This window comes from Alterotamlana spongicola (assembly GCF_035818475.1).
Classification (GTDB): Bacteria; Bacteroidota; Bacteroidia; order Flavobacteriales; family Flavobacteriaceae; genus Cognatitamlana.
Map to the genome: position 1 here is coordinate 1 of NZ_JAYMGV010000003.1, position 14,579 is coordinate 14,579.

A 14,579-nucleotide genomic window follows, 5' to 3' on the forward strand; every position below is an offset into this window, starting at 1 on the left:
GTTAAGCCCATTAGCGCCGATGGTACTACACTCGTGGGAGAGTAGGTCGCTGCCTTTTTTGATACTGTATAATCAGTGTTTTTATAAATCCCGATTCTTTTTTAAGAATCGGGATTTTTTTTTTACAACTATTTTAAGTCTATTTTTCTTCAAAACTTTTTTGTGATTTTATCTATTGATAAAACAAATGGCTAATCAGAAATTTGATGTATATTAGAGTTAAATTGACCAAACCTTTAATTTAATTATTATATTTTAACCTAAATCCTAAATTCAGTATACATATGAATATTAGAGTACTTACCCATTATAGAATAATCTTGGTGTTTTGCCTTTTTTTTCTATTAGGATATTCTTGTAAAAAAGAAATTGAAACCCCGCCTGTAGTTATAGTTGAAAAACCTACCATGGAAGATGTTGAGATTTATGGAGAGTATGTAGGGCAATTAACAGCCAAAAAAACGGTTGAAATAAGAGCCAGAGTTGATGGGTTTTTGGAACAAATGTTGTTTAAAGAAGGAAAGTTTGTTAATGAAGGCGATATACTTTTTACTATTGATCCTGCCCAGTACATTGCAAGAACCAATAAAATGAAAGCCCAGGTTGAGCAGGCTAAAGTAGCAGCTGCAAAGGCAGAAAGAGATATTGCCAGATTACGCCCTCTATATGAGCAAAATGCAGCTAGTCAATTAGATTTAGATAATGCTCAGGCAAGTCTTGAAAAAGAACAGGCAAATATATTAATGTATGAGGCAGAACTAGAACAAGCACAGTTAGAGTTAAGTTTTACTAAGGTGAGATCTCCAATTTCCGGCTTTGTAAGTGAGCGTCAAGTTGATATAGGAACCTTAGTAGGTTCGGGCGGTGTTTCGCTACTGACTTCCGTTTTTCAAACAGATACAGTTTTTGTACACTTTCATATGACAGCCTTAGATTATTTAAAAAGCAAAGGAAATAATGTGGATTTGACGGAAGATAAAACGGAGAAAGGAGTATTTAAGCCAACTGTTGGTATAACCAGAGCAGATCGCTCTGATTACCCAATTAGAGGACTTGTAGACTTTGCCAATCCTCAGGTGGATTCAAAAACAGGGACATTTACTTTACGGGCAGCAATTCCTAATCCTAAAAAAGAGTTGCTTCCAGGTCAGTTTACACGCGTTAAGGTGCTTCTTAATGTATTGGAAAATGCCGTTATTATTCCAAGCAAATCAATCATCATAGAAAAAGGCGGAGAGTTTGTTTTTGTTATGAGAAATGATAAAACCGTTGAAAAAAGATTTATACAAACTGCAGAAGAATTAACAACCCGGGTAGTTGTTAGTAGGGGGCTTTATTCCAATGAACAAATTATAACTGAAGGCCAACATAAATTGCAAGCCGGAATAAAAGTAATACCGACTACTTTAGGAGATTCAATATGGACGAAAAAAGACCAACTAAAAGAATAGACATATGAAATTAGGAGTCTTTATTGATCGCCCGATTCTTTCTATGGTAATCTCCATTCTGATTGTATTATTAGGGGCAATATCTATTATAATTTTGCCAATAGAGCAATACCCGCAAATCACACCACCTTTAGTAAGGGTAAGTGCCAGTTATCCGGGGGCGGGTTCAGTTACTGTAGCTCAAGCCATTGCTACTCCAATAGAACAAGAATTGAACGGTACTCCAGGGATGCTTTATATGGAGTCAACCAGCTCTAACTCAGGGGGGTTGTCTATTAATGTGACCTTTGATGTTGGTGTAGATCCGGAAATTGCTGCCGTAGATATTCAAAACCGGGTGAAGTTAGCAGAGGCCCGTTTACCGGCTGAAGTGGTACAAAATGGAATCAAAATAGAGCGTCAGGCTGCTTCACAGCTATTGACTATTTCGTTGACTTCAAATGACGATAAATTTGACGAGATTTATTTGAGTAATTATGCCACCATAAATATTTTAGACGTTTTACGCCGGGTTCCCGGTGTTGGACGAGTTTCAAATGTGGGTAGCCGATATTATTCAATGCGAGTTTGGGTATATCCTGATGTTATGGCAGGATTTGGATTAACGGTAAATGATATCAGAGACGCCATCAGAGATCAAAACAGGGAATCTGCAGCGGGGGAATTGGGATTACAGCCCATTACTGATACGGATATAACAATTCCTTTGGTAACCTCTGGGCGTTTAGAAAAAGTTGAAGAGTTTGAAAATATCATAATACGGGCTAAGTCAAATGGAGCAATAATCCGTTTAAGAGATGTGGCTCGGGTAGAACTTGAAGCTTCCAGTTATAATCAGGAATCCGGAATGGATAATAGAAATGCAGCTATTTTATCTGTGTTTCTTTTACCCGGAGCCAATGCGTTGGAAGTGGCCAGTAATGTTAGAAGTGCGTTGGATGAGATTAGTATTAACTTTCCGGACGGGGTCAATTATGACATTCCATTTGATATGACCTATTACATATCAGCATCTATCAAAGAAGTATATATAACGCTTTTTGAAGCTTTGTTTTTGGTGGTTTTGGTGGTTTTCCTATCACTTCAAAACTGGCGAGCAACCTTAGTACCCATTATAGCGGTTCCAATTTCCCTTATAGGAACATTTACCTTTATGCTGGCCTTTGGTTTTTCAATCAATTTACTCACATTATTAGGATTAATTTTAGCTATAGGTATTGTAGTAGATGATGCTATTGTGGTTGTAGAAAGTGTAGAGCGCTTAATGGAAGAGAAAAAGATCTCTGCAAAAGAAGCAACACATATGGCCATGAAAGAATTATCCGGAGCTTTGATTGCTACGTCTTTAGTATTGGTAGCCGTTTTTGTTCCAGTTAGTTTTTTAGATGGTATATCAGGCCAATTGTACCGTCAGTTTTCCATTACAATTGTAATTTCAGTATTACTATCTACAATTGTAGCTCTTACTTTAAGTCCGGCACTGTGTGTCATGCTTTTAAAACCCAGAACTGAGAAAAGGAACAGGGTTTTTGATGCTATTAATAAATGGCTGGATTTTGGTCAAAACTATTATTTAAATAAGATCAGCTTATCTATTAAAAAGTCACGACGTGTTTTAGTGGCCTTTGGAATGATTTTGATTGCTATTTTTGTTTTATTTAAAACCTTACCAAGTTCTTTTATTCCGGCAGAAGATCAAGGGCAGTTTACAGTTGAGTTGGAGCTTCCTGAGGGCGCTACTTTACAACGTACCTCAGAAGTTACTGAGCGTGCAGTTGATTTTATTCTTCAAAATCCGTATGTTAAAAGTGTTCAAAATGTAACAGGAACAAGTCCTCGTGTAGGAGCTTCACAAGGACGTTCTACATTAACTATTATTTTACAAGATTGGAGTGATAGAAATGATTCTCAAGGCAAGGTCGATGCCATAATAGAGGGGCTCAAGGATGAATTTTATTACTATCCGGAAGTTCGTTTCTATATATCAAAACCTCCGGTTATTCCGGGACTGGGAAGTGCAGGAGGATTTGAAATGCAATTGCAGGCTAAAGGCGAGGCCTCTTTTGATGACTTGGCCAAGGCCGTAGATACATTACTGTTCTATGCAGAACAAAGAAAGGAATTATTGGGTGTCTCTTCGTCACTTCAGGCAGAAGTTCCTCAATTATATTTTGATGTTAATAGAGATGCCGCAAAATTTCAGGGGATTCCGCTTTCGGATGTTTATTCTTCTATGAAGGCCTATTTAGGTGCCATGTATGTCAATGATTTTAATATGTTTAACCGGATTTATAGGGTTAATATTCAGGCCGATGGAGAATATCGTAGAGATAAGGATAATCTCAATTTATTTTCTGTGAGAGCCAATAACGGAAGTATGGTTCCCGTTACTGCCATTGGAGATTTTAATTATACTACCGGACCGGGAAGTATTAAACGATTTAATATGTTTACTTCGGCAGTAATCAGGGGAGAGGCCGCTTCAGGATATAGTACAGGGCAGGCTATGCGCATTATGGAAGAACTTGTGGCAGAAAAACTACCTGAAAATTTAGGACTGGAGTGGAGTGGGATTTCATACCAGGAGAATAAAGCCGGCGGACAAACAGGATATGTAATGGTATTGGTATTGATTTTTGTCTTTTTGTTTTTAGCGGCACAATATGAAAGCTGGAGTATTCCAATTTCTGTTCTGTTGTCATTGCCTATAGCAGCCCTTGGCGCCTTATTAGGTATCTGGGTAGTTGGTTTGGAAAATGATATTTATTTTCAGATAGGGCTGGTAACCTTAATAGGGCTGGCTACTAAAAATGCTATTCTGATAGCAGAAGTGGCAAAACAACAAATAGAATCAGGAGCAGGGGTTTTAGAAGCCACATTACATGCCGGAAAAGTGCGTTTTAGGCCTATAGTAATGACATCATTGGCATTTGTTTTGGGTATGTTTCCTTTGGTTATAGCTTCAGGGCCTGGTGCAGCAAGCAGGCATTCAATAGGCACAGGTGTGTTTTTTGGCATGCTCTTTTCAATTACTTTTGGTATTATTGCTGTGCCTTTCTTTTTCAATTTAATATATGCTTCTAAAAGAAAGACTAATACAAAAAAAAGCGATACATGAAAAAGAGCCTGATTTACATTTTTTTCTTATTCCTGTTTTTTAGTGCCTGTAAAATAGGACATAAGTATCAGGGATCACAAATGAAAATGCCTGAAACATTTTCCGGACAAAAAGCCGATACGACATCTTTGGCCAATACATCCTGGTGGGAAATTTTTAATGATACGCTTTTAGTGCACTATATAGAAGAGGCCGTTGAAAATAATAGGGAGCTTCAAATTGCTGTTTCCCGTATTGAAGAGTTCAGGGCTCAGAGCAGAATAGCCAGTAGTGATTTATTTCCTGCAATAGAGTTAGAAGCAGAGAAAAGTTATCAAAAAAATAAAGGGGAATCGCGTTTCAATAAAAATGAAATTTATGCTGAATTATCGTGGGAACTTGATTTATGGGGACGACTCAGGTGGCAGCGTGATGCAGGAGTTGCAGATTACCTGGCTGCTAAAGAAGACAAAAGTGCCGTTTTACAGGCTTTAATATCAGATGTTGCGGTAACGTATTTTGAATTAATGGCTTCTAAAAGAGAGCTTAAAATTATTGATCAAACAAAGATTGCCAGGGAAGAAGGTGTGTATTTAGCCCGGCTTCGTTATAAAGGAGGTTTGACATCAGAAACCCCTTATCGTCAGGCTGAGTCAGAATTGGCCAAAACACTTACTTTGGTACCCTCGGTTAAGTTTGATATTACTTCAACTAATAATATGTTGGCTACACTTATGGGTAAATTCCCAGAAGAGGGTATTGTAGCTACGTCTAAGACAAGATATAAGGTTCCGGATTCCATACCAAATGGATTGCCTTCGGACTTACTGGTTAAACGCCCTGATATTAGACAGGCAGAACAGGAAGTTATTGCGGCCAATGCTGAAGTGGGCATGGCATTGACCAATATGTTTCCAAAAATTAGTTTAACAGCAGAAACAGGGGCAAATAGCTCTGCTTTATCAGAATTGTTTAGTAGCCCGTACCAATTTCTTTCGGGGCAGTTATTTGCTCCTATTTTTAATGCAGGGGCAAATAAAGCAAGACATAAAGCGGCACGAGCCGTTTTAAAACAAAAAGCCCTGGCTTATGATCAGGTGGTTTTAAAAGGTTTTGAAGAGACCAATAATGCTTTGGCAGCCGTTAAAAAAGCTAAAGACGTTCGGGAGGCTCTAGAAAAATTAGAGGAGGCATCACGAGGTTATCTTAAATTAGCCCAGCTTCAACATATAAATGGTGTAGTTGATTATTTGGACGTACTTGATGCCCAGCGATTGTTGTTTGATTCTGAATTACGTTTAAATGATGCTATTCGTGATGAAAAAATAGCCTATATTTTATTGTATAAAGCCTTGGGAGGTGGATGGTAAGTAAGGAAGATTTTATAGTTTTTGAAACTTCATTATTGAGTATCCGAGAGCATATTTAATACGGACTCTATTTTTTGATAATCTTTATAAACCTCCTCCAGGATATTGCATTTTTTTATCTAAGGAATTTGTAACTGTAGAATTTTTCTAAAAATATTAAATGGAATGTAGGCATTGGTTTCATTGTCAAACAATATTGTTTTTCCCTTGTATTTAATAATGCATTGAACCTTTAATAATTTCATATATGGTTTGTTACTAAAATAATAAATGAAGATAAGATCTTGTTTATTAGTAGTTTAAAGGGATGTGGAAGTAAATAGTTAATGCCAGGCCATAGTTGCATAAATACTATATATTTACTAAAATGCTGGAACAATAAAATATAACTTTAAGTGATACAGTCTAAACTAACTCTTCCAATCATTATCATTTCACAGTTTTGTTGTACATCACTTTGGTTTGCTGGTAATGGGGTAATGGACGATTTGATTGTTAAATTCCAACTTGATATAAGTGCATTAGGACACCTAACATCATCTGTTCAGCTTGGTTTTATTATTGGTACGTTGACATTTGCAATATTGACTATTGCAGACCGCTTTTCTCCTTCAAAGGTCTTTTTTATCTGTGCTTTACTTGGTGCTCTGTTTAATGCAAGTATAATATGGGAAGGCAATAGTCTTGAAAGCATACTCTTATTTCGTTTTGTTACAGGTTTTTTTCTTGCAGGCATTTATCCAGTAGGGATGAAAATAGCTGCAGATTATTATGAAAAAGGACTTGGTAAATCACTTAGTTTTTTAGTTGGTGCGTTAGTAATTGGAACAGCATTTCCTCATTTATTAAAAGAGATTACTGGTGTATTTACATGGAAGTATGTATTGGTAGCTACATCAACACTTGCCATATTTGGTGGTTTATTGATGATGATTGTAGTTCCTGATGGTCCTTATAGAAAACCTAGTCAACGATTGGAACTATTAGCTTTTTTTAGTGTATTCCAGAATAGCAAATTTCGTTCAGCAGCGTTTGGTTATTTTGGTCACATGTGGGAATTGTACGCTTTTTGGGCTTTTGTACCCATTATGTTAATGACCTATAGTAAGGAGCATCCAGAAGTCATATTTAATATTCCGTTTTTGTCATTCCTAATTATAGGCATAGGAGGATTGGCCTGTGTGCTTGGAGGATATTTGTCTCAAGTCATAGGAACCAAACAGATGGCGTTTATATCATTATTTTTGTCATGTATATGCTGCCTTATTTCTCCATTGATGTTTTCTTTGGAATCTGAGATTATATTCGTTTCATTTCTTCTTTTTTGGGGGATGGTAGTGATAGCCGATTCACCATTATTCTCTACATTAGTTGCACAAAATGCTTCACCTAAAATCAAAGGAACAGCTCTTACAATAGTTAATTGTATAGGTTTTAGTATTACCATTTTAAGTATACAAATGATTAATGGGGTCAGAACATTAACAGACTCCAATAGCATTTATACTATTTTAGCATTTGGCCCTATTATAGGTTTAATTACATTGTTGACAAAAAAGAAGGGGAATATTCAATAAAGAACTAATAAAAAATAAGTTTGTTTGCCTAATTATTTTGTTCAGAACTGGTTTTAATAGCAGGTTCCAACAAGATACCTGAAGAATGTCTTCGACCTTCTCTTTCTAAACCCTGACAGTATTCGTTGAGTTTTGTTAATGAGCCACTATAGAATTGTACAAAGCCTTTCTTTTTAAATAGATTATAAAATATTTTTTTAATAGGGTTTTGTCTTTGTAAAACCGTTAAGTTGATTCTTGTTAAACGGTTTCCAATACGTCTAAGGGTTATCAATAGATCAGATTTTGCTATATGATTTATATCTGTCCAGGTTATTAGGTCTTTTGTGATTTCAAAGTTAAGGGAGGTAAGAAAAGGATCGTTTTCATCTTCATTCATAATACATCTGTGCGTACTACCATTTTTTGTAATCTTGCCATTTGTCTTATCACTTGCTTTTACATGAAGCACCCAGAGATGTTTCGCATGGGTATCAGAAACAACATCAAAGACTAATTCAATAGGTGCATTTATTACAGATTCAACAGAGAGAATTTTACTCATTTTAGGGTCAGATGTGTAATTTTCAATGGTAGGTTGTGGGATATGTGCTTCTAAAGGGGCTAACGATAAGTAACAATATTTAATATCTCCAAAGTCATAACTACCATTTCCTTGACTTGGCTTTTCCCAAGCAATATGATCGATTTCTATCCAGGTGGAACATGCATTTAGAAGTTGATGTGTAATTAAAACATATTCTTTAAAGGAGATATCATTTTTCATCAAACGGTGCGCTACAATTAAATCTTTTCCAAAGAGTTTTGAACTGGATTTAACTTGATTAATTGATATATTCCCATAATGAATGATGAACTTTAAAGCTAAGCTATTAGCTTTTATACAGGCACCGCATTGACATATTCTTTGAGAATCATATTTACGTAAACTTGCATGAAATTTAGTATACATTCTTTGTACTTGAGCAAGGGTTTCAACAGCTGTAGGTTTTTTGCCTATTCTGTAAAAAAGGACAGCATCCCCTTCAATCTCTGAAACTTGAAGTTCCATTTCATTAGCATCTATGAGAGCCTCTAACAACTCTTTAATAATATGTTCGCTATGAGATATTTCAGTTTCGTGTACGAACTTGGTAAAACCACTTATATCAGGAATGAAAATAAGTGTTGGTTGTGCTGTGGAATCATTTGATAATTTCATGGTTTATAATTTTTAATAATTAGTCTACATATTCGTGCGAATATGTAATTAAATAAGAAGTATAATTGTCCTTAGTAAATATGGAGTGTATAAAGCTTCTCCTATTGAGAGGCTTTGTATTTATTATTTAATGGTTTAGATAAGTTTCTAAATTTTCATTATCACATTATAGAAACCTCCAAATAACCCTTTCATATCCTCTTGAACTTCCAATGATGAATCAAAATCACATTTCCAAGTGGTCTTGCAACAAAAATAAGGATAGTTAATTGCGAAATTTAAGCAGCTACATTTTGATTATAAATTTCAAACTTAAATTTGTTAATAATTATATATCCTAAAAGAGGAAAATCTACTTCTTTTATTATACCAAAGTTTCTATCCAAATAAAGACAGATAATTTTGAGGTAATAAAATGATTTGTAAAAAAGAATTTAGCATTGCTCATTCTATTTTATCAATATCAGAGATTTTAACCAAATTTTCCAAAGGTTCTTCAAGAACCTTTGATATTTTATATAACGAAAAGATAGTAAGATTCCGTTGTCCTTGCTCTATAAGGTTATAGCCGCTACGTGAAAACCCACACAAGTCGGCTACCTCTTTTTGTCGCATTTTTTTATTTATTCGTATAGCTCTTAAGTGTTCTCCAATCCTACCTTGAACAATAGTTTTGAGCTTTCTTTCTTCTGGAGTTAGGTTAACCACGGGTTGTTTTGGTAATAAATTGTATTAGTTATAGCATTTATAAAGATATAAAGTCAGAGCTAACATAGCTTAAATTCATCTATGAAATATGCATTTTATTCTTTGTAATACAATTTAAATGTTATTTGTCGAATAATGAGTAAAAATAAACGATAATTCATGTTATTTAAATTTCCTTATATGGTAATTTTATTTGTATGAATGTTTTTATATACAACAATTTTTTAGTTTATTTGTTGTAGGAATTATAGCCTTTTTGTTAAATCGATATACCTAAAATAAGAGCCCAATTATTTTAGTTTAGGTTGATAATTTCCCCCAAATCTTAAAATTAATATGGTAAAAAAAATTGCGTTTCTTTGCTTTTTTTATTTATATGTATTGCAAGTTGTTGCTACTCCAATTGCAGAAAATAGTTATGTAAATACTACAAAAAAAACTACCTCTGTTGAAGGATTTGATAAATTTCTCAAGCATAAAGCCTATACCGCTCCCTCATATTTAGAGAATAACAATGAATTCTCTTGGGAGAATATTGAAAAAAAACATGTTGTTTCAGACTCAATTGCTTCTGCAAGAGGCTTAGCTAAAGGTGCGTTTATCGTTATTGAAGATAGTAGTTCCTGGGTTGATAGTTTTACAAATGAAGATATACAGGAATTACCAGTTGGCGTTAAGCATACTAGAGAAAATATTGAATACGCCATCGGTATTACTGAAGCTATTTTCACAAGAGATCATACAGAACTTACCGTTTTTGCTCGAGTACGTTTACCACAAACCAATAGTAATGGATATCCCATAGAATTATTTTTTGGAGCCAATAACGTAAAATTATCACATCAAGGAGGTATTATTGGTGATGCTAATTTAGTATTGTTAGGCGATTTTCATATTCCATTTAATGCTGGTAAGTGGATGCTTACGTTAAAAGGAGGTTTTAATTATAGAACAGGAAATGTAAAAAACAAAACTTTTGTAATCATTAATTGTAGTGGTGTTAAAGAATTAGGGATTCAAGGAGAGGTTGAATTCTCAAGAGAACTTATTTTACCAATTGAAACTAATGGTGAGGTAGATGAAAATAAAACGATGGTTAACGAAACCATTCAAACTGAAAATGGCACACAAACCATTCAAGTTCCTTATAGAGTTAAAGGTAATTTTAATGTTATAGCGACAGATTGGAATGATTTACTAGTAGGGGTTGATTTACAGCCTTTTGTATTAGCAAAAAAGCGTAACAATAGAGACTATAATGGCAATTTTCAGTTTGCTGTAAATCAAGCGGTATTAGATTTTAGTGATTTACGTAATGATCCATCAGTAGCTTTTCCAAGTTATTATCATGAAAACGGATTATTACTCCCCAATGAACGCTCTTGGAGAGGCGTATATGTAAATACGGTAGAAGTTAAACTTCCTAAAGAGTTTAAAACTTCAGAGACTATCAGCCAAGGAGATAAACGTGTTGCCTTTGGTGCTCATCATTTAATAGTAGATAATTATGGGGTTTCTGGAACATTTTACGCAGATAATGTTTTTCCTTTAAATAAAGGGAGAACTAATAGTAGTAAAGCATGGGCATACTCTTTAGATCATATTGAAGTGTCTCTAGCTGCTAATAACTTTATAGCCGCAGGTTTTGAAGGACGTATTTTATTGCCTGTTTCAAAAAATAAAAAATCGACTAATAGTAGTCCAGACAGAGTCGGGTTACGATATTTAGGACTCATTTCTCCTGAAGAATATTTACTTAATGTAAGTAATGATTCTATCATAGATTTTAATTTATGGAAAGCCAAAGGGCAACTTTTGCCTAATAGTTCTATAGAATTTGCAGTAAAGGAAGGGCAGTTTAGACCTAAGGCTACTTTGCATGGACGTTTGGCTATTAGCTCTAATCAAGTCTATAGTATAGAGAACGAAGGAAATCAAGTAGTAACAGGAAATATCAACGGTGATGGTGTACCTGAAAAAAAACTGATAGAGTTTAAAGGCATTGTTTTTCAAAATTTAGTGTTACAAACAGAATCTCCTGTGTTTAGTGTAGACTACATGGGGTACAAGGACGAAGTGTCACTTGCAGGTTTCCCTGTTACCATATCCAATATAGGCATTACAGCTAATAAATATAATGCTAATCTATACTTTGACCTAGAGATTAATTTAATGGGCGAGAATAATGGTTTCGCTGCTAAAACAAGCTTGGGAATTATTGGTTCTTTTGAAGAGGAAGACCATCGTCAAAAGTGGAAATTTGATAAGATAGAAATAGATGCCATAGCCATTAATGCAGATTTAGGAGGATTTGAGATAAAAGGAAATCTTTTAATAATGCATGATGATCCAGAATATGGTGATGGTTTTTCTGCAAATCTACAAGTAGATTTTAAAAGTCTAGGAATACAAGCTACAGCTAAAGGTGTTTTTGGAAAAACAAGCTTTAGGTATTGGCAATTTGAAGCTATGGTAGATGGGCTTTCAATAGGCACAGGGTTAATTAATATAAGTGGATTTGCCGGAGGTGCATCTTATAGGATGAAGCGTAAAGATTTTTCTTCATCTTTTTCTCCAACAGGAATAGGGTACACTCCTGATGCGAGCTTAGGTTTAGGGTTAAAAGCAATGGTCATGTTTAATATGGTTAAAGATGAAGTTATTAAAGGCAGTGCAGGTTTTGAAATTGCTTTTAATAGAAATGGAGGTATTGACAATATGGGCTTTTATGGCCAAGCTACTTTTTTAGGGGTGAAGATCCCTGGAATGGAAAAAATATCTGACCTAATGAATAAGGTTAAAGAAAATGTAGATGTAGCAGAAAAATTTCTTAGCAAACCCGAAGAAGATCAATCTTGGGTTGGTAAAAATTTATTAGATAAGGCGAAAAATAATTTTCCTCAAGTTCCAAGTGAACAGATGTCTATCAGTGCAAAAGTTGGAATTACCTATGATTTTCAAAATGATGTACTCCATGGAGAATTAGATGCCTATATAAATGTTCCGGGAGGTTTTGTGCAAGGTAGAGGTTCAGGAGGTCGTGCAGGCTGGGCAGTATTACATTTTGCCCCGGAAGATTGGTATATCTATGTTGGTACACCTGAAGATCGCTTAGGTTTACGCATAGGTGTCGGACCAGTAAGTATTGAATCTGGAGGGTATTTTATGGTAGGTTCTGTGCTACCAGGTTCTCCGCCACCACCACCAGAAGTTGCTCAAATATTAGGTATTGATGCACAGGTCTTAGATTATATGCGTGATGAAAATGCATTAGAGAGCGGAAGTGGATTTGCTTTTGGTACAGACGTCGCTATAGATACAGGAGATTTACGTTTTTTAATATTCTATGCGCGTTTTCAGGCAGGTGCAGGTTTTGATATCATGCTCCGAGATTATGGAGAAGCTCAATGTTCTAATACCGGAGATCAGGTTGGAATTAACGGTTGGTATGCCAATGGGCAAGCCTATGCGTATTTGCAAGGGGAATTAGGCATCCGTATTAAACTGTTTTTTATTAAAAAGAAAATTCCGATTATTAAAGGAGGTGCGGCCGTATTGTTACAGGCCAAAGCCCCAAATCCCATTTGGATGCGAGGTTATGTAGGTGGTAATTTTAATATCCTGGGAGGTTTAGTTAAAGGGAAATTTAGATTTAAACTCACCATTGGGGAAGCATGTGAGTTTGAAAATGGAACACCCTTAGGAGTCTTAAAAATCATTACCGATGTATCGCCAGATGATGGCATCAATAATATTGATGTATTTGTATTACCACAGGCTACTTTTAGTATGAAAGTTGGAGAACCACTGGTAATTCCTGAAGATGACGGTGATAAAACCTATCGCATTGAGTTAGAAAGGTTTGCTGTTCTGCATAACGGACAAGAAATTCCAGGAACATTAGAGTGGTCAACCTACAAAGACCGAGCTAATTTTGTATCTACAGATATTCTACCTCCAAATGAAGAGATAACTGTTCAAGTAGAAATCAGCTTTAAAGAAAAAATAAATGGCATCTTCCAAACTATTATGGTAGATGGACAACCTGCTAAAGAGTTAGAAGAACGCACCTTTACTACAGGCGGTGCCCCAGACTATATTCCGTTACATAATATTACCTACGCTTACCCGGTAATAGATCAAAAATATTTCTTTGAAGATGAGTATAGCCAAGGTTATATCCAATTAAAACGAGGGCAAGATTATTTATTTGATAACGCAGATTGGGAAAGCTCTATCACGTTTACCAAAGACAATGAAGTGTCATCATCTGATATTGCTTTTAACTATAACACGGCAGATAATATGCTTAATTACAACTTGCCAGATATATCGCAATCTTCACAATACCATATGGCAATTGTTAGCAGGTTAAAAGGAGATGATTCCTCATCAAATGGAAATGAATCGACTAGTAAAAAATTGGATATAGGGGATCAAACAGGAGGAGATAATACGGCAACTATAGAAACCTATCAAGCAGAAAGCCTTTCAAAAGACGGAGAGATTGAACGATTGGCATATGATTTTAGGACTTCTGAATATAAAACATTCAAAAGAAAAATCAATTCATTAAATACAAACGATTATGGTTGGGGTGTTATTTATTCGGATGTGATTTATTTAATAAACAGAGTAAATAGTCATGAACCTTTTGATATTGCCGAACTCTTAGGCTCAGAATATACAAATAATATTCCTTTAGTAAGTGTAGAGGCAACTTTAGATGACAGCTATTTTACTGCCGATATGAATCCGCCATTATATTCACAATATCCAATGATGGGAGGGCAATATGTTTTTGAGCATAGAGATGGAACAATTTTGGGAACGCCACCTAAATATGCCTTGCCTATTTTATCAAATTACATTAATAGTTTAGAATATCAGGTCAATGAAAACATGTTGCGTACAATATTTCCTTTCCGTTACAATTTAGGATTGGCTTATAAAGAAGATTGGGTAGATATACAATCACAAATAGTAAATGACCAGGTAGATGGTTTAATACCCAGCGGAAGCTCCGTTTTAAATTTCTTAGATGAAAACTATCTGTTTATGCGCTATGGGTTTTATAAAACAACCTTACGCTATAAACTTCCCGGTGGAATTGCTGGTACTACTGCTACCTATAAATTTAAGAATCCAAACGATTTTAGAGATTAATATTAATTA

The 14,579-nt window shown here is 35.1% G+C and carries 7 protein-coding genes; 5 read left to right on the forward strand and 2 right to left on the reverse strand.

Features of this window, described 5'->3' with window-relative positions; translation table 11 throughout:
• The first annotated feature begins 284 nt into the window (after positions 1 to 284).
• From VOI54_RS14285 to VOI54_RS14300, 4 genes are all read left to right on the forward strand, one after another.
• Entirely contained in the window at positions 285 to 1,451 is a 1,167-nt protein-coding gene (locus tag VOI54_RS14285; protein WP_326283560.1) for an efflux RND transporter periplasmic adaptor subunit, read from the forward strand.
• Positions 1,452 to 1,455: 4 nt separating this feature from the next.
• Complete coding sequence (locus VOI54_RS14290; RefSeq protein ID WP_326283561.1) at positions 1,456 to 4,569, forward strand: efflux RND transporter permease subunit; 3,114 nt, start codon at positions 1,456 to 1,458, stop codon at positions 4,567 to 4,569.
• Positions 4,566 to 5,918 carry an efflux transporter outer membrane subunit gene (locus VOI54_RS14295; RefSeq protein WP_326283562.1) on the forward strand — a complete coding sequence of 451 codons (1,353 nt, stop codon included), beginning with the start codon at positions 4,566 to 4,568 and terminating at the stop codon, positions 5,916 to 5,918. Before VOI54_RS14290 ends, VOI54_RS14295 begins: the two co-directional genes overlap by 4 nt.
• Positions 5,919 to 6,313: 395 nt before the next feature.
• Positions 6,314 to 7,495 carry an MFS transporter gene (locus tag VOI54_RS14300; RefSeq protein WP_326283563.1) on the forward strand — a complete coding sequence of 394 codons (1,182 nt, stop codon included), beginning with the start codon at positions 6,314 to 6,316 and terminating at the stop codon, positions 7,493 to 7,495.
• Positions 7,496 to 7,523: 28 nt separating this feature from the next.
• Here VOI54_RS14300 and VOI54_RS14305 read toward each other — a convergent pair whose 3' ends face one another.
• Positions 7,524 to 8,696, reverse strand: a complete 1,173-nt coding sequence (locus tag VOI54_RS14305) for a DUF2652 domain-containing protein (RefSeq protein ID WP_326283565.1) — start codon at positions 8,694 to 8,696, stop codon at positions 7,524 to 7,526.
• A 444-nt stretch (positions 8,697 to 9,140) separates the two neighbouring features.
• Positions 9,141 to 9,404, reverse strand: coding sequence for a helix-turn-helix domain-containing protein (locus VOI54_RS14310; protein WP_326283567.1), 264 nt, complete (start codon positions 9,402 to 9,404; stop codon positions 9,141 to 9,143).
• 336 nt (positions 9,405 to 9,740) lie between these two features.
• On the opposite strand from VOI54_RS14310, the gene VOI54_RS14315 reads away from it, so the two are divergent.
• Positions 9,741 to 14,570: a hypothetical protein gene (locus VOI54_RS14315; protein ID WP_326283569.1), complete on the forward strand. Its 4,830-nt coding sequence runs from the start codon at positions 9,741 to 9,743 to the stop codon at positions 14,568 to 14,570.
• Positions 14,571 to 14,579: the final 9 nt, after the last annotated feature.